Source organism: Rathayibacter sp. VKM Ac-2803, from assembly GCF_009807175.1.
Classification (GTDB): Bacteria; Actinomycetota; Actinomycetes; order Actinomycetales; family Microbacteriaceae; genus Rathayibacter.
The window spans coordinates 3749645-3769589 of record NZ_WUCD01000001.1 but is presented as its reverse complement, the minus strand read 5'-3'; the positions used below and the strand labels follow the sequence as shown (position 1 = coordinate 3769589).

The window sequence follows — 19945 nt, the reverse complement described above, 5'->3', positions numbered from 1 at the left end:
GCGGATCAGGGTCAGTTCAGGTCCTCGTCAGTTCAGCGCCCGCGTCCCCTCGGGCAGCGCGCCGCCGGCGTAGAGAGCCTCCGCGGTCTGCTGCAGCGCCGTCAGGGCGACGCGCTGGGTCCACGGGCCGTAGGAGATCCGGGCGAGGCCCAGCTCCTCGAAGCGGGCGGGCGACTGCGAGCCGGGGACGCCGATCACGCTGACGCGCTGGCGGCCGAGCGCGGCGACGAGGGCCTCGAGCTCGGCGTCCTGCAGCAGACCGGGAACGAAGAAGCAGGTGGCTCCGGCGTCGAGGTAGGCGCGGCCGCGCTCGATCGCGTCGGCCAGCACCTCACCGCGGTCGCGGTCGCCCGCCTTCACGAAGGCGTCGGTGCGGGCGTTGAGCGCGAAGGGGACGGCCTCGGCCTCGGCGGCCGCGACGGCCTTCTCGACCGCGCGCAGCGCCTCCGGGAGCGGCTTCAACTGGTCCTCGAGGTTCGCGCCGACGACGCCCACCTCGATGGCGCGGCGGACGGTCTCGCCGGCGTCGCCGTAGCCCGCCTCGAGGTCGGCCGACACGGGCACCTCGACCGCGGCGACGATGCGCGCGATCATGCTCAGGTGCAGGTCGAGGGGGATCCGCTCGCCGTCCTCGTAGCCGAAGCTCGCGGCGATGGAGTGGCTGGCCGTGGCGAGCGCGCGGGTCTCGGGGAGGGCCGCGACGGTGGTCGCCGAGACGGCGTCCCAGACGTTCACCACGCTCAGCAGCTCGGGGGCGGTGTGGAGGTCGACGAGGGTGCGTCCGCGCGCTTCGATGCTCATGAGGCGAGCGTACGGCTCGCATGCACGGCACAGGCGACGGCGTCGCAGCCTTGACAGACCACGAGCTGGGTTCGGCACGACGGATCGACGCAGTTGCGCATCCGGCTCGTCGGCGCCTCGCAGGCGGTGCAGCGCCCGATCACCTCGGCATCGGGGGAGAAGGTGAGCGAGCCGCGGCCGTCGAAGACGTAGAGCGCACCCCGCCAGTGGCCGGCGTCGCGCCGGGCCTCGGCGTAGCGGACGATGCCGCCGTCGAGCTGGTACACCTCGCCGAAGCCGCGCGCGGTCATCAGGCTCGACAGCACCTCGCAGCGGATCCCTCCCGTGCAGTAGGTGACGACGGGGCGCCCCTTGAGGTGGTCGTAGGCGCCGGAGTCGAGCTGCTCGACGAACTCGCGTGTGCTCGAGACGCCGGGCACGACGGCTCCGTCGAACCGGCCGATCTCGGCCTCGAACGCGTTGCGGCCGTCGAAGAAGACGACGTCCTCGCGCTCGGCGACCAGCGCGTCGACCTCGTCGGGCTGGAGCCTCGTGCCGGTGCCGACCACTCCGTCCGCGTCGACGCGGAGCTCGCCGGGCGCACCGAACGACACGATCTCGTCGCGGACCTTCACCGAGAGCCCCGGGAAGTCGACGCTCCGGCCGTCCTCGTCGAGGCCCGAGCCCTCGCTCCACTTGACCTCGAGCCCGTGGAAGGCGGAGTGCTCGCGGGTGCGGCGGACGTAGCGCTTCAGCGCCGTCATCTCGCCGCCGAGGGTGCCGTTGATGCCGTCCTTCGAGAGCAGGAGGCGACCGCGCAGACCGAGGGACTCGCAGAGCTCGCGCTGCCACAGCCGCATCGTCTCCGGGTCGGCCAGCGGCACGAAGCGGTAGAACAGCAGGATCTTGGGCAGCACCGGCACAGCCTACGAGGGTGCCGACCCCGGGCGAAACGGCGGCGCAACATGCCTGTGCCAGCATCGTCGGATGTCCGACGCCACCAGCACCGTGCCGCACTCGCGCGTCGAGGACGTCTTCGGACTCGTCACCGGCGCCTTCGTCGTCTCGTTCGGCCTCTTCCTGCTGCGGGCGAGCGAGGCGGTGACGGGCGGGACGGCCGGACTCGCGCTCCTCCTCGGCTACCCGCTGCCGATCCCGTTCGGCGTGATCCTCGTCGTGGTCAACCTGCCGTTCCTCGCGCTGTCGCTGTGGAAGAAGGGCTGGCGGTTCACCCTGCGGACGATGTTCTCGATCGTGCTGGTCTCGGTGCTCGCGGGGCTGCACCCGCTCGCGTTCGGGTCGCTCCGCATCGACCCGGTCTACGGGGTGCTGACGGGCGACATCCTCGCCGGGATCGGCCTGCTGATCCTCTTCCGGCACGGCTCGAGCCTCGGCGGCTTCAGCATCGTCGCGCTGATCGCGCAGGAGCGCCTCGGCTGGCGGGCGGGCTACGTGATGATGGCGCTGGACGCCTGCGTGGTGGCGGCTGCCCTGCTGGTGGTGCCGCCGGTGAACGTGCTGATCTCGGCGGCGGGGGTCGTCGTGCTCAACCTCGTGCTCGCCTTCAACCACCGGCCTGGGCGCTACCTGGGGTCGTGATCGCAAGCCCTGGATCGGCGGCCGCCCCTTCGTAGGCTGGTCGAGGCTCGCGGATCGCGGGCCCCCCTCGAACGGAGAACCGGATGTCCGACTGGAACTACGACCCCTACGCCCGACTCGGCGAGGTGCCGACCTTCGCGCTCACCAGCGACGACATGGCCGACGGCGAGCCGCTGGCGGCGCGCCACTACGGCGAGGGCGCGGGCGGCGAGGACGTCTCGCCGCACCTGGCCTGGTCGGGAGCGCCGGAGGGCACGAAGAGCTTCGCCGTCACGGTCTTCGACCCCGACGCGCCGACCGGCTCGGGCTTCTGGCACTGGGCCGTCTACAACCTCCCGGCCGACACCGCCGAGCTGCCGACCGGCGCCGGGTCCGCCGGCTTCGAGCTGCTGCCGGCCGGCGCGCAGACGCTGCCGAACGAGATGCGGCTGCGCCAGTTCATCGGAGCGGCGCCGCCGGACCGCGAGCACCGCTACTTCTTCGCCGTGCACGCCCTCGACGTCGAGGCGCTCGAGCTCGACCCCGAGTCGACGCCCGCGATCCTCGGCTTCAACGTGCACTTCCACACGCTCGCGCGCGCCGTGATCGTGCCGACGGCGACGCCCGGCGGCGCCTCCTAGAGACGCCGATGCCGCGGAGGCGCGCTACCCGAAGAGGGTGCGCGCCTCCTCGTAGCGGTAGTCGGGCACCGTCTTCAGGGTGCCGAGCGCCTCGGCGAAGTCGACGTGGTAGATGTCGGTGCCGCGCAGCGCCACCATCCGGCCCCAGTGCTCGGCGACGACGGAGTCGATGGCGGCCATGCCGAGGCGGGTAGCGAGGACGCGGTCGAAGGCGGTGGGGGTTCCTCCGCGCTGGATGTGGCCGAGGGTGGTCGCGCGGGTCTCGATGCCCGTGCGCTCCTCGATCATCGGGGCGAGCATCTCGCCGATGCCGCCCAGGCGCGGGCGGCCGAAGGCGTCGAGGCCGCGCTCGGAGTGCGCGTCGTCCATGCTGTCGAGCGAGAAGCCCTCGGCGACGACGACGAGGGGAGCGCGACCGCGGTCCTGAGCGCTCTTCACCCACTCGACGATCTGCTCGATCGAGGTCTTCTTCTCGGGGATGAGGATCACGTGCGCGCCGGCGGCCATGCCCGAGTGGAGGGCGATCCAGCCGACGTGGCGTCCCATGACCTCGGCGACCATGCAGCGCCCGTGGGAGTCGCCGGTGGTGCGGAGGCGGTCCATCGCGTCGGTCGCGATGCCGACCGCGGTGTCGAACCCGAAGGTGTAGTCGGTCGCCCCGAGGTCGTTGTCGATCGTCTTGGGGACGCCGACGATCTTGAGCCCGGCGTCGGTGAGGCGCTTGGCCGCGGCGAGGGTGCCCTCGCCTCCGATCGCGATGATCGAGTCGATGCCGTTGCGCTCCATCATCCCGGCGATCTTCTCGGGGCCGCCGTTCTCGCCCTCGAAGGGGTTCGTGCGGCTCGTGCCGAGGATGGTGCCGCCCTGCTTGGCGATGCCCTGGATGTCCGCGCGGCCGAGGGGGAGCAGGTCGCCGTCGACCACGCCGCGCCAGCCGTTGCGGAAGCCGACGAACTCCTGGTCGTACACCTTCATGCCCTTGTAGACAGCGCCGCGGATGACGGCGTTCAGCCCGGGGCAGTCGCCCCCGGAGGTCAGGATCCCGATCTTCACCCGCTCAGAGTAGAGGACGCGGGGGCGCGCTCGGGGCAGGAACGACGACGGGCCCCTCCTCGCCGCCTCGAGGAAGGGCCCGTCGTCGTACCGGACTAGTTGGCCTGGCTCGTGTTGACCACGCCGTTGACGCCCTCGGGGAAGAATCCGCCCTTGGTGGTCGCCTTCGGGTTCAGGTACACGACGTTGAGGACCTGGCCGGGGTTGCGGCTGAAGGCGATGCCGTTGGCGTCGGTGGGCTGGATGTTGGCCTCACCGCCGACCTTGACACCCTGGTCGAGATCGGTGGCCCCGTCGAGGCTGTCGCGAGCGTCGGAGAGCTTGCCCGCCTGCACGTCGAGACCGGCGCTGTAGATCGCCGAGCGGATGGCACCGGCGTGGTACGCCTCGACCGCGAGGATGCCGGCGGCCGCCTCCAGGTAGACCTTCGACTCGATGAGGGGAGCAGCGCCCTTGTAGGCGGTGACTCCGACGTCCTCGAAGACGTAGGCGCCGAGCAGGAAGTTCTGCTCGTTCAGGAACGGGTCGAAGGACCCACCGGCGGGGATCAGGCCGGCCGCGGTCGCGGCGGCGTTGAAGCTCTCGGTGAGGTTGATCGACGGGCGTGCGACAGCGGCGCCGCCGAGCTGGGCCCGGAGGAACTTGACGTGCGCCTTCTCGTCGTTGGCGACCTCGCGGGCGAACGACTTCAGCCACGGGGTCTTGAACGGGACGGCGCGGCCGCCCTTGACTCCGCCGAGACGGCCGACGCCGCCGGTGTCGCTGCTGTTGAGGCCCGAGCCGGTGACGGCGCGGAGGTAGAACTCGGCCTCGAGGTACTCGAGGTTGAGCGCGAAGTTGAGGACGGCGGGGTCGCCGGGGCCGGCGGCCGCGACTTCCTCGGCCGAGGCGGAGGGGGCGGCGAGGGCGGCTGCTCCGATGCCGAGGCCGGCGATGCCGGTGGCCTCGAAGAAGCGACGACGATCGAGGGCCGTCTCGGAGCTCCTCACGATCGCGTTGCGGATGAAGGTCGTGTCGAACATGTGCGCATCTCCAGTGATAGGCGGATGCCGGACGACGTGGTTCGTCGCCGCGACAGCGCGAAGCTACGCCCGGGAACCGAGCACTGACCAGCGAATTCCCGACATCGGATCTGCGCATGTGGTCATCGCGGTTGGACCAATCCGATGCGGGCGCGGCTCCGAACACGTCGTGGATGGCGGTTCTGCGGAGAGGCTTCCGGAGCCGATGTCGGAGGGCGCTATTAGCATCGCTGCGTGTCGATCACCCACCCTGCTCCCGTGCCCGCCAGGGCAACGGTGTACGCGCCGGCCGTGCCGGTGAGCCTCGCGCTCACCGTGCGCACGCTGCTGCGGGGCTCGGGCGACCCGACGATGCTGATCGACGCCTCCGGCTACTGGCGCGCCTTCCGCACGCCGCTCGGGGCGGGCACTCTGCAGCTGCGGCAGGCCTCCGACGGCGCGGTGCACGCGCGGGCGTGGGGCGAGGGCGCCGAGTGGCTGATCGACAGGGTGCCCGAGCTGCTGGGGCACGGGGACGACTGGAGCGGGCTCGACCTCTCGTCGCACCGGCCGCTGGCCGAGGTGCTGCGGCGCTCCAGCGGGCTCCGGCTCACGCGGGCCAACCTCGTCTTCGAGATGCTCGCGCCGTCGATCCTCGAGCAGAAGGTCACGAGCACGGAGGCGTGGCGCGCCTATCGGGTGCTGGTGCGGCGCTACGGCGATCCGGCACCCGGCCCCGTGCCGCTCCACGTCGCGCCGACGGCCGAGCAGTGGCGCCGCATCCCCTCGTGGGAGTGGCACCGGGCCGGCGTCGACCCGCGGCGCTCGCGCACCCTCCTCACGGCGGCCCTCGTCGCCCCCGGTCTCGAGCGCACCCTCGCGCTCGGCCGCGGCGGCCCCGAGGTCGCGGCGCGACTGCAGTCGGTCCCCGGGATCGGCGCGTGGACGGCCGCGGAGGTGATGATGCGCGCGCACGGCGACCCGGATGCGGTGAGCGTCGGCGACTACCACCTGGCCGCCTCCATCGGCTTCGCTCTCACGGGGCGGCACGGGGTCGACGACGACGGCATGCTCGAGCTGCTCGAGCCGTGGCGCGGGCACCGCCAGCGCGTGATCCGCCTGATCGGCACGAGCGGGGCGCGCAAGCCCAGGCGGGGCCCGAGGATGACGATCGAGGACCACCGCCAGCACTGAGGCGCGGCATCTCGGACTTGTTCAGCTCGTGGGGACTGTCTGCTTGTTGATTTTTAGAGCGCGCAGTTTGCCAATAGCAAAATCACGAAGTTCCGCCGGCGCTAATATGGGGGAGTCTCGCTCCGAAATCTCATAGTTCAGCGTGTCGTCGCTGGCGGGAAGGGCCGCTTGGCAGCTTTCCGTGAATGCTCCGCCCGTCGCGAAGCGAAATTCATCCTCGTAAAACTTTAGCGAAAAATGAATCGATGCGCCAGACCATCGATTATAGCCGACAAATTTCTCTGCTATTGCAATCAGGTCATCGACGCTCGATACTCCTGGTTCGAGCAGGCCTGCTCCAATTTCTAAACCAAAGCGTCGACAAATCACAATCATTCGAACAAACTCTGGGCGAATTATAATGACCTCGACCTTTTCGCTCCGAACTTCTTCAATCCATTCTCGAACAATCCTTGTAAAGGCCAGAATAAGCCGCTTCTCTTCGTCGTCTTCGAGCCAACGATAATTCAGCGCAAATGTAGCTAGCTGGTCATACCCGAACATTTGCACTGCGTCGTAACCGCTTAGAACCTCGCCGTCAAGTGCGAGAATCACTTCGTGTTCAAGCCAGCTCTCAAGCGGAGGAAGTCTGAAGTCCTGTTGACTTTGCCGTCCCTCCAATTTTTCCCGGATAACCCGGAGAAAGTTGACAAGTTCCATACTAGGCTCTGTGTCGTGACGCGAACTTCTGGCTACGCGAACGGCCAAGGCGGCCAATTCTCCGTCTTCTCCGAGGAGAACTTCAGTGAAAGTAGCCGTCTGTGTGGTTATTCTATTTTCAATGATATGAGTGACAGCCAAGATTGTGCTGGCGTCGCTAATGTCGTCTTCCGCAAGGCTAAGTAAAAAGTAGCGGTCGTAGTAGCGATCTTCACGCATTCGACCACTCCGAACGCTTAGGTCGTTCGTCTGTCTCGGCTCTTCGAAGAGAAAGCGGACACCGGACCAAACGACTTTCGCCGCGCCCCGATCGACGCGCTCCTCAACTCCCTGTTCGCGGACGCCCTGTAGCTGCTCGACATCGTCTCTCGACCATCCTTGATAACTACTCGAACGAGTTCGAATATGGTTCCAGACTTTGTGATGCGCGATTCTCAACCATGAGATCACGACGAAGTCAAGACCATCCAGTTCCGCATTGACCGCAAGGCTTTTGAAACTCTTCACTTGCTCCTCGAGTCGCCTTGCGGCTCGAGGAGTTTCGATGCCGTCCGCGAGGATGCTGACAAGTTCATCCGTGGCTGATCGCATTGGGCCCGAGAGCTGATCGGCCTCCGGTACTACAATAGAGATGATCGATCGCGCCCAACGACGTCTCACAATTGCTGGGGCAGGGGGGACCTCGAAGGGGTGCTGAACAATCTTCTCCATGAAATCGGACCTGTGGCCAGCAATAGAGCTACCTGTAAGAAGTTGCTCTATCGTTTCTTGGTCGTACGCAAGAAGATAATGAACATTATCGAATCGGCCGAGTAGGCGGATGACTCGAAGGAGCGCCCGCAACTCTATTGCGTCGAGGCGATCAACGTCGTCGACGATTACGAGTACTCTTTCTCCCTGTGCGCCGATTTCCTTCGAAATCACCTCAAACTCTTCGTGCCACGCCGGTTGAATTGATAGCTGGTCAAGAAGGTTTCCCGAGACTTCGGCCGCCGCGTCACCCAAGTACGGGACTAGCTTGAGGGCGGGTAGGCCAAATCGCGCGTAATGGAGAAGTTTTCTCTTCAAGTCACCTTTTTCAGAGAATGCGGTCGCAAGAGTCACCACGAACTCGGTTGTGATGGCTGAGACGTCAGAGGCGGACCACGGACTAAACCAAACAGTCTTCCATCTTAGGCGTTCTTCGATGTCATTTAGAAGCGTGGTCTTTCCGCTGCCCCACGGCCCTATAAGACCGTAAACGGTCGAGCTCGTATCTTTTCCGGTTTGGTCCACTTTCGCGGCGACGGCCGCCGCAAATTCTGAGCGACCACCGATGTCGGTTTGTAATTTCGGATTGTCAGACCACTGGGAACGCTGCCGATTAGCCATAGCCATATCCAAGCACGAGTGTCGGTTGCAACAGTGGCGCGAGCATCTTCACGCCCCGAGCTCCTCCAGGACCGCCATCGCCGCGTTGTGCCCGCCGAGACCCGAGACGCCGCCCCCGCGCCGGGCGCCCGCACCGCAGAGCAGGATCCGCGGGTGAGCGGTCGCGACTCCCCAGCGCTGGGCGGGGGTGTCGAGCGGCTCGTCGTCCTCGGCGAACGGCCACGACAGCGGACCGTGGAAGATGTTCCCGCCGGGGAGCCCGAGGCTCGCCTCGAGGTCGCGCGTGGTCCGCGTCTCGATGCACGGCGCCCCGTCGGCGTCGCGCATCACCAGGTCGCGGATCGGCTCGGCGAGCACCGAGTCGAGGGAGTCGAGGATCTCGGCCTCGAGGCGCGCCCGCGTCTGCTCGTTGTTCTCGGCGGTCAGCCAGCGGTCGGGCGTGTGCAGGGCGAAGACCGTCAGGGTGTGCGCTCCCGAGGCGGCGAGCTCGGGCGAGAGGATCGTCGGGTCGGTCAGCGAGTGGCAGTAGATCTCGCACGGGATCGGGCCGGGAGCGATTCCGCGGGACGCCGCCCGGTAGGACTCCTCGAGGTGCCGGTAGCCCTCGTTGACGTGGAAGGTGCCGCCGAAGGCCGCCTCCGGGGTCACGCTGTCGTCGCGGAGGCGGGGGAGCCTGGTCAGCACCAGGTTCACCTTGACCTGTGCTCCCTCCGGTCGCTCGGCGCCGACTCCCGACCCGCCGCCCATCAGAGAGTCGAGGACGAACGGCGCCGCGTTCGAGAGCACGAAGCGGGCGCGGACCCGCCGCGTGCGGGGACCGCGGCGATAGGTCACCTCGCCGTCGGCGCTCACCGAGGTGGCCTCGGTGGCGGTGAGGATCCGCGCGCCGGCGTCGAGGGCGGCGCGCTCGAGAGCGCCCGACACGGCGCCCATGCCGCCCACGGGGACGTCCCAGTCACCGCTTCCGCCTCCGATCACGTGGTAGAGCAGGCAGCGGTTCTGCGCGAGGTCGGCGTCGAGAGCGCCGGCGAAGGTGCCGATCAGCGCGTCGGTGAGGAGGATGCCGCGGGCCGCATCGTTCGTGATGTTCCGCTCGATGACCTCGCCGATGGGCCGCTCGATCATCGCCCGCCAGACGTCGTCGTCGCCGACGAGACGCCGCGCCTCCCCTCGGCGCAGCAGCGGCTGGGTCAGCGTCGGCCAGAGAGCGCGCGCCATCCGCGCGGTGTGCCGCGAGAAGTCGGCGAACGGGTCTGCGTCGCCGGCGGCGCCGAGCCGGGCGAACGAGGCGGCGGTCGCCTCCGCATCGCCCGTGTCCACGAGGAGGCCGCGGGTCGGATCGACGGGGTCGGGCGTGTAGGAGGAGTAGCGGCGGCGCACGAGCGGGACGTCGACGCGCAGATCGGCGAGGATCGACGGTGGCAGCAGGCTCACGAGGTAGGAGTACCGGCTGAGGCGCGCCTCGACGCCGGGGAAGGGGTGCTCTGAGACCGCCGCTCCGCCGGCGTGGGCGCTCCGCTCGAGGACGAGCACGTCGAGTCCGGCCTGGGCGAGGTAGGCGGCGGCGACGAGTCCGTTGTGGCCGGCGCCCACGATCACGACGTCGACGGCGGGGTCCGAGGGTGCGGGGGCGCTCGATCGCCGCGGACCGGGCGCGGTGCCGCTGCGCTCGCTGACGTCCTTCGGGCGGTGCCGGTCGCGACGGGCGGTGCTTCTGGCCATGCGCTCCAGTGTGCTCGGCGTTCGCGCGGGGCGCGAGTCAGCCCCCGTCGCTGCGCAGCGCCTCCGTGACGAACTCGCGCAGCGAGAACAGGATCTCCTCCCGGGAGCGGCCGCTCGACTCGACCAGGCGCCCGGTCAGCCAGGTCAGGCAGATGACGGAGGCGCCGGCGACGTCGGACGCGGTCGGCACGACGATGCCGTCGTCGTCGAGCACCCCCTCCTCGATGGGGCTGAGGGCGCGCTCGAGGGTCAGGCGGTTCATCGGGCCGGTCGCCTCGCCGTCGAACGCCGCCGCGCTGTCGATGAGCGCCTGCGCGGCGATCATCGCGGCGTGCGGGATGGGCAGCTGGTCCATCGAGGACTCCGATCGGGGGAGGCGGGTCCGCTCATCGTGCACCCCGGGGCGGGGCTCGTCCACACCCCGCCCTCGGCGCGGAGTCTCCCCAGAGGCGTGCGACACGCCACGCTCGCATGCCGACTCGGGCATAGCCTCGACGCATGGAGCAGTCGACGTCCTCAGCAGCGCCCGGGAACGAGCCGGAGCGCGACGACGTGCAGCCCGAGGAGCAGGCCGCCGAGCAGCCGGGGGAGCAGCCCGAGGAGCAGACCGCCGATGACGCCCGGCACGACCGGGGCGCCCTGAGCGACACCGGGCAGTACCACACCGGGATGCCGCTGCGGCTGCCGCGGCTGAAGCCCGAGTTCGACACCGACCAGCCGATCCTCGACAGGGTCGAGACGCTGGTGCGCCGCTGGCTCGTCCGCAGCCGGGCGTTCCCCGCCGACCCGGCCGCCCAGCGCCTCGCCGGCGTGCTGCAGGACCCGAACGGCCTCGACTTCACCGTCGGCTTCGTCGACGGCGTCGCCCGGCCGGAGGACCTCTCGGTCGCGGCCGAGAACCTGTCCGCGCTGACGGCGAGGACCCCCGCGTTCCTCCCCTCCTATCTGCGCGCCGCCGTCGCCACCGGAGGAGCGGTCGGCCCGGTGCTCCCGTGGATCGTCGTGCCCGCCGCCCGTCGCGTGCTCCGCCAGATGGTCGGCCACCTGGTGGTCGACGCCTCCGACTCCCGCCTGGGCGGTGCGATCCGGAGCCTCCGCGCGGGCGGCGACCGGCTGAACCTGAACCTGCTGGGCGAGGCGGTGCTCGGCGAGCGCGAGGCGCGACGGCGCCTCGAGGGCACCCACCGGCTGCTCGAGCGCGACGACGTCGACTACGTGAGCATCAAGGTGTCGAGCATCGTCAGCCAGCTCTCGATGTGGGCCTTCGACGAGGCCGTCGACCGGGTCGTCGAGCGCCTGACGCCGCTCTACCAGCTCGCCGCGGCGAGCCCGATCCCCAAGTTCATCAACCTCGACATGGAGGAGTACCGCGACCTCGACCTCACGGTCGCCGTGTTCCGCCGGCTGCTCGAGCAGCCGGGCATGGAGGGGCTCGAGGCGGGGATCGTGCTGCAGGCCTACCTGCCCGACGCCCTCGGCGTGCTGCAGGGCCTCACCGCGTGGGCCGCCGAGCGCCGCCGCGCCGGTGGGGCCCCGATCAAGGTCCGCGTCGTCAAGGGCGCCAACCTCGCGATGGAGCGGGTGGACGCGGCGATCCACGACTGGCCGATCGCCACGGTCGGCAGCAAGGCCGAGGCCGACACCAACTACAAGCGCCTGCTCGACTGGGCGCTCCGGCCCGAGCGCACCGACGCGGTGCGGATCGGCGTCGCCGGGCACAACCTCTTCGACATCGCGTTCGCCTGGATCCTGGCGAACGAGCGCGGGGTCGCCGAGGCGGTCGACTTCGAGATGCTGCTCGGCATGGCGACGGGTCAGGCCCGCGCGGTCCGGGAGGACGTCGGCCGGCTCCTCCTCTACACGCCCGTCGTGCACCCGCACGAGTTCGACGTCGCGATCTCGTACCTGATCCGTCGGCTCGAGGAGAACTCGAGCCCCGAGAACTTCCTGTCGGCCGTCTTCGAGCTCGAGGACGAGAGCGTCCTCCAGCGCGAGCTCGAGCGCTTCAGGGTCTCGCTGGAGGCGCTCGACGAGACCGTGCCGACTCCGAACCGCAGCCAGGACCGCCTGCGCGAGTGGGCGTCCGGCTCGGGGCTCCGCCTCGTGCAGGAGCACGCCGGGGCGGGCGAGCACGCCCACGATCCCGCGGAGGAGGGGCTCACCCAGGCGGTCCTCGGCCTCAGTCGCGGCTCCGGTGCCGCGGCCGCGACCGCGGGCTTCCGCAACGAGCCCGACACCGACCCGTCCCTGCCGGGCAACAGGCGCTGGGCGCGCCTGATCACCGAGCGCATCGCCACCTCGCGCATCGGCACGTCGACCGCCGACAGGGCGCGCGTCTCGACCGCCGAGGAGCTGCAGGAGGTGCTGCGCGGCGTCGCCCGTCGCGCCGAGCGCTGGGGCGATCGCCTGGGCTACGACCGCGCCGCGATCCTCGACCGCGCGGGCCTCGCCCTCGCCGCCAACCGCGACCGCCTGATCGAGGTGATGGCCTCCGAGACGGGCAAGACTCTGGCCGAGGCCGATCCCGAGGTATCGGAGGCGATCGACTTCGCCCACTACTACGCCACCCGCGCGCGCGAGCTCGACGCGGTCGGCGGAGCGACCTTCGTCCCCGGGCGCGTGACCGTCGTCGCCCCGCCCTGGAACTTCCCGATCGCCATCCCGGCCGGCTCGGTGCTCGCGGCGCTCGCCGCGGGGTCGGGCGTCGTCCTGAAGCCGGCGCCGCAGGCCCGCCGCTCCGCCGCGGTCCTCGCCGAGGCGCTCTGGGATGCGGGCATACCGCAGGACCTCCTCGCGCTCGTCGACCTCGACGAGGAGGCGCTCGGACGGGCGCTGATCACCGATCCGCTGGTCGACCGCGTCGTGCTGACCGGCTCGTACGAGACCGCGAAGCTCTTCCGCTCCTGGCGAGTCGACCTGCCGCTCCTGGCCGAGACCAGCGGCAAGAACGCGATCATCGTCACGCCCCACGCCGACTACGACCTCGCCGTGGCCGACATCGTCAGGAGCGCCTTCGGACACGCCGGCCAGAAGTGCTCGGCGGCGTCGCTGGTCATCCTGGTCGGCTCCGTCGCGCGCTCGAAGCGGTTCCGCGCGCAGCTCGTCGACGCCGTCACCTCGCTCCGGGTCGGGCCGCCGAGCGACCCCGCCGCGGTGATGGGTCCGCTGATCGAGGCGCCGACGGGCAAGCTCGCCCACGCCCTGACCACGCTCGGCGCGGGGGAGTCCTGGCTCGTCGAGCCCCGCCGACTCGACGAGGGCGGCCGGCTCTGGTCGCCGGGCGTCCGCGAGGGCGTCGCCGAGGACAGCTACTTCCACCTCACCGAGTTCTTCGGGCCGGTGCTCGGCATCATGCACGCGGCGACGCTCGAGGACGCCATCCGGATGCAGAACGCGACCGACTACGGGCTCACCGCGGGTCTGCACTCACTGCACGCCGACGAGCTGGCGGTCTGGCTCGACTCGGTCGAGGCGGGCAACCTCTACGTCAACCGCGGCATCACCGGCGCGATCGTGCGGCGGCAGCCCTTCGGCGGCTGGAAGCGCTCCTCCGTCGGCGGCGGCGCGAAGGCGGGAGGGCCGAACCACCTCATCGGGCTCGGCTCGTGGAAGCCCTCGCCCGCCCGGCCGTCGAGCACCCTGCACCTGCGCGGACTCGACGACCGCGCCCGGCAGTTCATCGAGGCCGCTCAGTCGTCGCTGCAGTTCGAGCAGTTCGACCTGCTCCGCCGCTCCGCCCTCTCCGACCAGCTCGCCTGGGCGACCGAGTTCGGCGTCGTCACCGACATCTCCAAGATCGGCGTCGAGCGCAACCTGCTCCGCTACCTGCGGGTGCCGGTCGCGATCCGGCTCGCCGACGGCGGTGATCTCGGCGAGCTGCTCCGGGTGATCGCCGCGGGACTGCTCACCCGCTCGCGGATGGACGTCTCGAGCTCGATCCCGCTCCCACCCCGGGTGCAGGAGATGCTCTCGGGCGACGAGCTCCAGGAGATGGCCGGACTCGTGCCGAAGGTCGTCGTCGAGTCGGACGCGCAGTGGCTCGAGCGAGCGGCCGCCGGACGGATCACGGCCTCGCGCGTGCGCATCGTCGGCGACATCGTCTCGGACCGCGTCGACGCCTTCGGCGGCCCGCAGGGCGGCACGGCGCCGTCCCTCGGGCGCGACGCGGCAGGCGCGCCCGCGCCCGCGTCACCCCATGCGACCCGGTCCTTCACGGACGTCCTCAGCGGGATGACCCGCGGCAGCACGGGCAAGCCCGTCCCGCTCGTCCGCGCCGACGGCTCCCGCATCCCGCTCTCGACCGCTCTCGCCGAAGCGCTCGGCGGCTCACCCGACGTCGCGATCTACGCCGACCCGATCACGCCCGCCGGTCGCGTCGAACTGCTGCCGTTCCTCCGCGAGCAGGCGATCTCGATCACCAACCACCGCTTCGGCAACCCGATCGCGCTCAGCGACGAGGTGGTGTGAGCCGCCGTCAGGGCGCCAGGGACTCGAGCAGCTCGGCGGGCGGCGCGAAGAAGAGGGCGCCGGTGGTGGCGCGCGAGACGTCGAGCATCCGGTCGTAGGAGCCGGCCGGCTCGCCGACGAACATGCGGTGCAGCATCTGCTCGATGACGCCCGGGTCGCGGGAGTAGCCGAGGAAGTACGTGCCGAACTCGCCGTGACCCGGCCGGCCGAAGGGCATGTTGTCGCGCACGATGTCGTGCTCCACTCCGGAGTCGTCGACGATCGTCGCCAGGGCTCGGTGCGAGGGGCGCTCGCCGGCCGGCGGCTCGAGCTCGACGTCGTCGATCTTCGAGCGGCCGATGATGTGCTGCTGCACCTCGAGCGGGATGCTCTCCCACGCGACCAGATCGTGCAGGTAGCGCTGCCCGACGAGGTAGCTGCCTCCCGCATCCGGACCGTCGGCGACCACCGTCGACGCCAGCGCGTCGGTGCCCGTCGGGTTCTCGGTGCCGTCGACGAAGCCCAGCAGGTCGCGCGAGTCGAAGGAGCGGAAGCCCACCGTCTCGTCGACCACGTCGACGTGCCCGCCGAGCCGCTCCATCAGCAGCCGCTCGAGCTCGAAGCAGAGGTCGCCTCGATCGGCGCGGAGGTGGAACAGCAGGTCGCCAGGGGTCGCGGGCGCCGTGTGCACCGACCCGTGCACGGGCGCGAGCGGATGCAGCAGTGCGGGGTGGGGGAGCCCGGTCAGCCGGTCCCACACGTCGGAGCCGATGCCCACGACGCACGAGAGCCGCTCGTCGGGCTCGCGGAAGCCGACCGCGCGGACGAGTCCCGGCAGTGCGCCGAGAGCAGACCGCACCGCCTCCTCGGCCTCCCGGCCCTCGCGCACGGTGGCGGTCAGGAAGACCGCGGCTCGGGTCAGCGGCGCGTCGACCGCCTGCGGGGTGCTCATCGGGCCGTGCCCGCGGGTGTCGTCATGATCGGTCCTCCGCTCGATCGGCGCGGTCGGGGCCGAGGCGCGGATCGCCTCTCCCCGGAGACCGCCGCCGGGGCTAGATTCGACAATTGTCGGGCCGGCCGGCGACGACCGGAAGGCGCGGAGACGACGATCCGGCTCCACCTCCCGACACTCCTGCGATCCGACATTCCTCACCGCCCGACACCCCTCACCGCCCGACACTCCTCACGGCCCGGCACTCCTCACGATCGAGAACGGAGGCACGTCCCATGCCCCACTCCACCGTCACCGACGGATCCGAGATCCACCCCGAGGTGCCGCCGAGCGGCACCGGCTGCGTCGAGTGCGAGCAGGAGCAGCTCTGGTGGGTGCACCTGCGCCGGTGCGCGGCCTGCGGGCACATCGGCTGCTGCGACGACTCGCTCGCGAAGCACGCGACCTCGCACGCCCGCGCGACCGGGCACCCGATCATCCGCAGCTTCGAGCCGGGCGAGGACTGGTTCTGGGACTACCGGACCGAGGACTACACCGACGGCCCCGCGCTCGCCCCGCCCGAGAGCCACCCCGCCGGTCAGACCGTGCCGGGCCCGGCCGACCGCGTGCCGGCCGACTGGCAGGAGCGGCTCGAGCGCGACCGCGAGCGGGGCGACCGGCGGTGAGCGCCGCCTCCGCGCCCGTCGACCGCGTCGAGCTGCACGGCTCGACGCACAGCCGGCGGGCGTGGGAGGTGCGCGACTTCCTCGCGCGCAGCGTCGTCGACTTCCGCTGGCACGACGACCGCGACGCCTCCGAGCCGCTCGTCGTGGTGCTGCCCGACGGAGCTCGGCTCGAGGAGCCGTCGCTCGCCGAGATCGCGGGGCGGCTCGGCTGGGCGACGCGCCCCGCCCTCGCCGAGTACGACCTCTCGATCTACGGGGCGGGGCCCGCCGGACTCTCCGCGGCCGTCTACGCCGCGTCGGAGGGGCTGCGCGTCGTCCTGCTCGAGCGCGAGGCGGTCGGCGGCCAGGCCGGGTCGAGCAGCCTGATCGAGAACTACCTCGGCTTCCCGCACGGCGTCTCGGGAGCGACGCTGGCGGAGCGCGCCCGCCAGCAGGCCGTCGCCTTCGGCGCCGAGCTGGTGAGGATGCGCCGCGGGGTGCTGGGCGAGTTCCGCGACGGACGGATCCACGCCAGGCTCGACGACGGCACGACGGTCGTCGCCCGCGCCAACATCTGCGCGACCGGCGTCGACCGGCGACGGCTCGGCCTCGCGGGGGAGGACGAGCTGCTCGGCTGCGGCCTCTACTACGGCGCGGGGACGAGCGAGGCGATGCGCTGCGGAGGCGAGGACGTCTTCGTCGTCGGGGGAGGCAACTCCGCGGGGCAGGCCGTGATGAACCTCTCGGCCCACGCCCGCCACGTGACGATGCTGGTCCGCGGCCCCGATCTCTCGAGCACGCTCTCGGCCTACCTCGAGACCCGCGTCCGCGCGCAGCCGAACGTCGAGATCCGCACCGGCGCCCGGGTCGCCGCGCTGCACGGCGACGGCTACCTCACCGGCATCACGATCGAGGAGTCGGTCGGCGGAGCCCGAGAGGAGCGCGCGACCGAGAACCTGTTCGTCTGCATCGGCGGCGACCCCGACACCGCCTGGTCGGCGGAGACCGCGATCCAGCGCGACCCGCACGGCTACCTGCTCACCGGACCGGACCTCGACGCCGCGGCCCTCGCCTCCGCTTGGCCGCTCGATCGCCCGCCCTTCTACCTCGAGACGAGCGTGCCGGGGTCCTTCGCCGCCGGAGACGTGCGGCACGGCTCGGTCAAGCGAGTCGCCGCCGCGGTCGGCGAGGGCGCCATGGCGGTCACCTTCACGCACCGCCACCTCGCCGAGACGTTCGGCTGAGAGGATCCCCGCGCCTTACTTGTCGCGGCAACCACTCGGTAGACTCCGAGCATGACCTCCGCTCCCCGCTGGCTGACCCCCGATCAGCTCGACGCCTGGATGCGTTTCATCGCGGTGGTCGAGCTGCTGCCCGGCGCACTCGACACGCAGCTGCAGCGCGACGCCGGCCTCACCCACTTCGAGTACATGACGCTGGCGATGCTGTCGGAGGCGCCCGACCACGCCCTGCGGATGACGACCCTCGCCACGCGCACGAACTCCACGCTGCCCCGCCTGTCCCACGTCGTGACCCGCCTCGTCGCTCGCGGCTACCTCGAGCGCCGGCCCTGCCCGACCGACGGGCGGGCGACCAACGCCGTCCTCACCGACGCGGGCCGGCAGAAGATCGTCGAGACGGCTCCCGGCCACGTGTCGACGGTGCTCGCCGACGTGATCGACCCGCTCGCTCCCGAGCAGATCGGTCAGCTCGCCGACATCATGGCGCGGATGCTCACTCGGCTCGACCCGGAGGGGCGGATGACGGTCGACGCCGTCCGCTCGACGCTCGCCGAGAACCCGGGCCCGCGCGCCTGCTGACGCGAGCCCCGCTCACGCCGAGTCGCGCGCGCCGGGTGCCGGCACGCGCAGGCTCAGCACCGTCTGGTCGCGACCGGGTGTCAGCACCACCTCGCCTCCGAGCGTCGCGGTGGACTCCCGGAGACCGCTGAGTCCCCGTGTCGTCGACGCAGCGCCGGCCGTCGCCTCCCCTCCCGGTGAGGTGACCGCGGCGACGACCGAGCCGTCGTCGTCGACCCTGACGGCGACGACGAGCGGTCCGGCGGCGGCGTGCTTGAGCGCGTTGGTCAGGCCCTCTCGGCAGAAGCGCACGAGCGCCGCGGTCGCCGCGGTGTCGAGTGCGCCGGGGTCGCCGTCGATCCGCACATCGAGTTCGCGGCCGGTCGAGGTCACGTCCGAGAACAGCCGGTCGAGATCGGCCGCCGCCTCGGTCGAGCCCGCGACCGGAGCCGCCCGGAGGGTGGCCGTCAGCGAGTCGATCGCCGTGCGGGTCTGCCGGTCGATCGACTCGGTGAGGATCCTGACCTCCTCCGGCGACAGTCCGTCGAGGTCGCGCAGCGCCGCCGAGTGAAGGCTCAGCAGCGTCAGCGAGTGGCCGAGGGAGTCGTGGATCTCCTCGGCGATGCGCTCGCGCTCGGCGTCGAGCGACCGCGCCAACGCCGTCCTCTCCCGGTCGAGCGCGCTGATCAGCCGACGATCGGCCTCGCGCTCGCTGCGCCGCTTCGCGCCGGTCAGTATGCCGAGCACGCCGATCGTCACGGTGACGGCCACCGAGAACAGCCCGACGAGGATCGACGCGCCGAGGATCTCGGGGCGTGCCCACCGGACGATGAAGAGCCCGAGGAGGAACGCATCGGCGAGCGCACCCGCCGCGACGAAGCGCCATGCCGTCCGCGCCGGCAGGCGTCGCCCGATGAGCACGAGCGCGGTCCAGAGGGCGGGCGTCGCGATCGGGGTGAGCGCGGCGCCGAGGCAGGCGGCGACCCCGGCGGTCCGCGGGCGTCGTCGCTGCCAGCCGAGCGGGAGGATCGCGCCGAGCCCGATCGCGAGGGTCAGCAGCAGATTCCACAGCGGCAGTCGAGGGGCGACGAGCGCGAAGATCGCGAGTCCGACCGCGAGGTTCGCGGCCAGGAGGATCGGGCCGGCGGAGCGCCGGTCGAGCCACGGGGTGGTGTGCACGGGGGTGCGGGGACGGGACACGGCGTACTCCGGGGGCGGGCGCCGGGGGTCGGCGCTCCGCCACGATAATGGATCGCCGGCACCCCCTCTCCCGGTCCACCTCACCGCGCCGGGTGCACGCACGGCGGCGCGCGCACCCCTTGGAGGCCGACGGTGTCGATCCCGCCCGCGGAGGACTCCGCGTCGTCGTCCCCGACGCCGGTCAGAGTCCTGCTCGTCGACGACGATCCGCTCGTGCTGATCGCCCTCAGGAACGTGTTGCGGACCGACCCCGCCGTCGCGGTGGTCGACGCGATCGACGACGGCGCGCTGGTCCTGCCCGCGGTCCGGCGCACCCGCCCGGACGTCGTCCTCCTGGACGCGCGGATGCGGTCGGTGTCGGGGCCGGAGGTCATCGGACCCCTGCGGCGCGCGGCTCCCGAGGTGCGCATCATCGTGATGTCCTCGTTCATCGGGCCGGAGTCGGAGGCGGCGGTGCTGGTCGCGGGCGCCGACGCGTTCCTGCCGAAGGTGTCGTCGCCTGAGCGGTTCGCGGCCGAGGTCCGCCGGGTCGCGGGTCTCGCGCCCGCTCCGCGGGACGTCGCTCTGTCGGCCCGCGAGCGCGACGTCGCGCGCGCGCTCGCTCAGGGGATGACGAACACCGCCATCTCGCGCTCGCTCGGGCTGACCGACAGCACGACCCGGACCTACGTCTCGAGGCTGCTGGAGAAGACCGGAGCCGGCTCGCGGGTCGAGCTCGCCAACCTGGTCAATGCGGGCAGGCTCGACGCCTGACCCCCGTCCCGTCAACGGGGGGTCCGGGTCGACGTAGACGCTTGTTGACGGTCGGAGGCGGGCACCGACCGCCCCTCCGTAGCGTGCGGAGCGCTGCTCGGAGTGCGCCGGC

17 protein-coding genes are annotated in these 19945 nt (G+C 71.0%); 8 read left to right on the top strand and 9 right to left on the bottom strand.

Going from position 1 to position 19945, the window contains the following annotated elements:
* Nucleotides 1-27: 27 nt before the first annotated feature.
* Together GRS96_RS17705 and trhO are read right to left on the bottom strand one after the other, a co-directional pair.
* A complete protein-coding gene (locus GRS96_RS17705; protein ID WP_159852790.1) occupies nt 28-801 on the bottom strand; it encodes an isocitrate lyase/PEP mutase family protein in 774 nt (257 codons plus the stop codon).
* Nucleotides 798-1694, bottom strand: a complete 897-nt coding sequence (gene trhO, locus GRS96_RS17700) for an oxygen-dependent tRNA uridine(34) hydroxylase TrhO (protein WP_268817133.1) — start codon at nt 1692-1694, stop codon at nt 798-800. The genes GRS96_RS17705 and trhO overlap by 4 nt, the downstream gene beginning before the upstream one ends.
* A gap of 73 nt (nt 1695-1767) precedes the next feature.
* On the opposite strand from trhO, the gene GRS96_RS17695 reads away from it, so the two are divergent.
* Both GRS96_RS17695 and GRS96_RS17690 read left to right on the top strand, forming a co-directional pair.
* On the top strand, nt 1768-2379 hold the full coding sequence (locus GRS96_RS17695) for a YitT family protein (protein ID WP_159852788.1): 612 nt from the start codon (nt 1768-1770) through the stop codon (nt 2377-2379).
* An 83-nt stretch (nt 2380-2462) separates the two neighbouring features.
* The gene (locus tag GRS96_RS17690) at nt 2463-2999 is read left to right on the top strand and encodes a YbhB/YbcL family Raf kinase inhibitor-like protein (protein WP_159852786.1); all 537 of its coding nucleotides are present in this window, start codon (nt 2463-2465) and stop codon (nt 2997-2999) included.
* Between the two features lie 24 nt (nt 3000-3023).
* Here GRS96_RS17690 and GRS96_RS17685 read toward each other — a convergent pair whose 3' ends face one another.
* Both GRS96_RS17685 and GRS96_RS17680 read right to left on the bottom strand, forming a co-directional pair.
* Nucleotides 3024-4052, bottom strand: a complete 1029-nt coding sequence (locus GRS96_RS17685; protein ID WP_159852784.1) for a 6-phosphofructokinase — start codon at nt 4050-4052, stop codon at nt 3024-3026.
* 95 nt (nt 4053-4147) lie between these two features.
* Nucleotides 4148-5074 (bottom strand): ferritin-like domain-containing protein, encoded by a 927-nt coding sequence (locus GRS96_RS17680; RefSeq protein WP_159852782.1) that lies wholly within the window; start codon nt 5072-5074, stop codon nt 4148-4150.
* 234 nt (nt 5075-5308) lie between these two features.
* Here GRS96_RS17680 and GRS96_RS17675 point away from each other — a divergent pair, with 234 nt between their 5' ends.
* On the top strand, nt 5309-6247 hold the full coding sequence (locus GRS96_RS17675; protein WP_236553656.1) for a DNA-3-methyladenine glycosylase family protein: 939 nt from the start codon (nt 5309-5311) through the stop codon (nt 6245-6247).
* Nucleotides 6248-6268: 21 nt separating this feature from the next.
* Here GRS96_RS17675 and GRS96_RS17670 read toward each other — a convergent pair whose 3' ends face one another.
* Genes GRS96_RS17670 through GRS96_RS17660 form a run of 3 tightly spaced genes read right to left on the bottom strand, consistent with a single transcriptional unit; the run spans nt 6269 to nt 10394 of the window.
* Nucleotides 6269-8317 (bottom strand): KAP family P-loop NTPase fold protein, encoded by a 2049-nt coding sequence (locus GRS96_RS17670; protein ID WP_159989095.1) that lies wholly within the window; start codon nt 8315-8317, stop codon nt 6269-6271.
* 48 nt (nt 8318-8365) lie between these two features.
* Complete coding sequence (locus GRS96_RS17665) at nt 8366-10039, bottom strand: phytoene desaturase family protein (protein WP_159989094.1); 1674 nt, start codon at nt 10037-10039, stop codon at nt 8366-8368.
* Nucleotides 10040-10076: 37 nt separating this feature from the next.
* Entirely contained in the window at nt 10077-10394 is a 318-nt protein-coding gene (locus GRS96_RS17660) for a hypothetical protein (RefSeq protein ID WP_159989093.1), read from the bottom strand.
* Between the two features lie 314 nt (nt 10395-10708).
* On the opposite strand from GRS96_RS17660, the gene GRS96_RS17655 reads away from it, so the two are divergent.
* Complete coding sequence (locus GRS96_RS17655) at nt 10709-14506, top strand: bifunctional proline dehydrogenase/L-glutamate gamma-semialdehyde dehydrogenase (protein WP_159989377.1); 3798 nt, start codon at nt 10709-10711, stop codon at nt 14504-14506.
* A gap of 7 nt (nt 14507-14513) precedes the next feature.
* On the opposite strand, the gene GRS96_RS17650 is transcribed toward GRS96_RS17655, so the two are convergent.
* Entirely contained in the window at nt 14514-15437 is a 924-nt protein-coding gene (locus GRS96_RS17650) for a Dyp-type peroxidase (protein ID WP_159989092.1), read from the bottom strand.
* 275 nt (nt 15438-15712) lie between these two features.
* Here GRS96_RS17650 and GRS96_RS17645 point away from each other — a divergent pair, with 275 nt between their 5' ends.
* From GRS96_RS17645 to GRS96_RS17635, 3 genes are read left to right on the top strand one after another with little or no spacing between them, the layout of a single operon-like run.
* Nucleotides 15713-16102 (top strand): UBP-type zinc finger domain-containing protein, encoded by a 390-nt coding sequence (locus tag GRS96_RS17645; RefSeq protein WP_159989091.1) that lies wholly within the window; start codon nt 15713-15715, stop codon nt 16100-16102.
* Complete coding sequence (locus GRS96_RS17640) at nt 16099-17325, top strand: NAD(P)/FAD-dependent oxidoreductase (RefSeq protein WP_159989090.1); 1227 nt, start codon at nt 16099-16101, stop codon at nt 17323-17325. Before GRS96_RS17645 ends, GRS96_RS17640 begins: the two co-directional genes overlap by 4 nt.
* Nucleotides 17326-17376: 51 nt before the next feature.
* Nucleotides 17377-17901: a MarR family winged helix-turn-helix transcriptional regulator gene (locus GRS96_RS17635; RefSeq protein ID WP_159852770.1), complete on the top strand. Its 525-nt coding sequence runs from the start codon at nt 17377-17379 to the stop codon at nt 17899-17901.
* A 12-nt stretch (nt 17902-17913) separates the two neighbouring features.
* Here the strand turns inward: GRS96_RS17635 and GRS96_RS17630 are convergent, their stop codons facing one another.
* Nucleotides 17914-19080 carry a sensor histidine kinase gene (locus GRS96_RS17630; RefSeq protein WP_159989089.1) on the bottom strand — a complete coding sequence of 389 codons (1167 nt, stop codon included), beginning with the start codon at nt 19078-19080 and terminating at the stop codon, nt 17914-17916.
* Between the two features lie 132 nt (nt 19081-19212).
* On the opposite strand from GRS96_RS17630, the gene GRS96_RS17625 reads away from it, so the two are divergent.
* Nucleotides 19213-19833, top strand: coding sequence for a response regulator (locus GRS96_RS17625; RefSeq protein WP_159852766.1), 621 nt, complete (start codon nt 19213-19215; stop codon nt 19831-19833).
* Nucleotides 19834-19945: the final 112 nt, after the last annotated feature.

Bases quoted from the DNA above. Each gene is read 5' to 3' on its own strand.
- GRS96_RS17705 (WP_159852790.1), bottom strand. From the start codon at position 801: ATGAGCATCGAAGCGCGCGGACGCACCCTCGTCGACCTCCACACCGCC.
- GRS96_RS17695 (WP_159852788.1), top strand. From the start codon at position 1,768: ATGTCCGACGCCACCAGCACCGTGCCGCACTCGCGCGTCGAGGACGTC.
- GRS96_RS17690 (WP_159852786.1), top strand. From the start codon at position 2,463: ATGTCCGACTGGAACTACGACCCCTACGCCCGACTCGGCGAGGTGCCG.
- GRS96_RS17680 (WP_159852782.1), bottom strand. From the start codon at position 5,074: ATGTTCGACACGACCTTCATCCGCAACGCGATCGTGAGGAGCTCCGAG.
- GRS96_RS17670 (WP_159989095.1), bottom strand. From the start codon at position 8,317: ATGGCTAATCGGCAGCGTTCCCAGTGGTCTGACAATCCGAAATTACAA.
- GRS96_RS17665 (WP_159989094.1), bottom strand. From the start codon at position 10,039: ATGGCCAGAAGCACCGCCCGTCGCGACCGGCACCGCCCGAAGGACGTC.
- GRS96_RS17660 (WP_159989093.1), bottom strand. From the start codon at position 10,394: ATGGACCAGCTGCCCATCCCGCACGCCGCGATGATCGCCGCGCAGGCG.
- GRS96_RS17655 (WP_159989377.1), top strand. From the start codon at position 10,709: ATGCCGCTGCGGCTGCCGCGGCTGAAGCCCGAGTTCGACACCGACCAG.
- GRS96_RS17650 (WP_159989092.1), bottom strand. From the start codon at position 15,437: ATGAGCACCCCGCAGGCGGTCGACGCGCCGCTGACCCGAGCCGCGGTC.
- GRS96_RS17645 (WP_159989091.1), top strand. From the start codon at position 15,713: ATGCCCCACTCCACCGTCACCGACGGATCCGAGATCCACCCCGAGGTG.
- GRS96_RS17635 (WP_159852770.1), top strand. From the start codon at position 17,377: ATGACCTCCGCTCCCCGCTGGCTGACCCCCGATCAGCTCGACGCCTGG.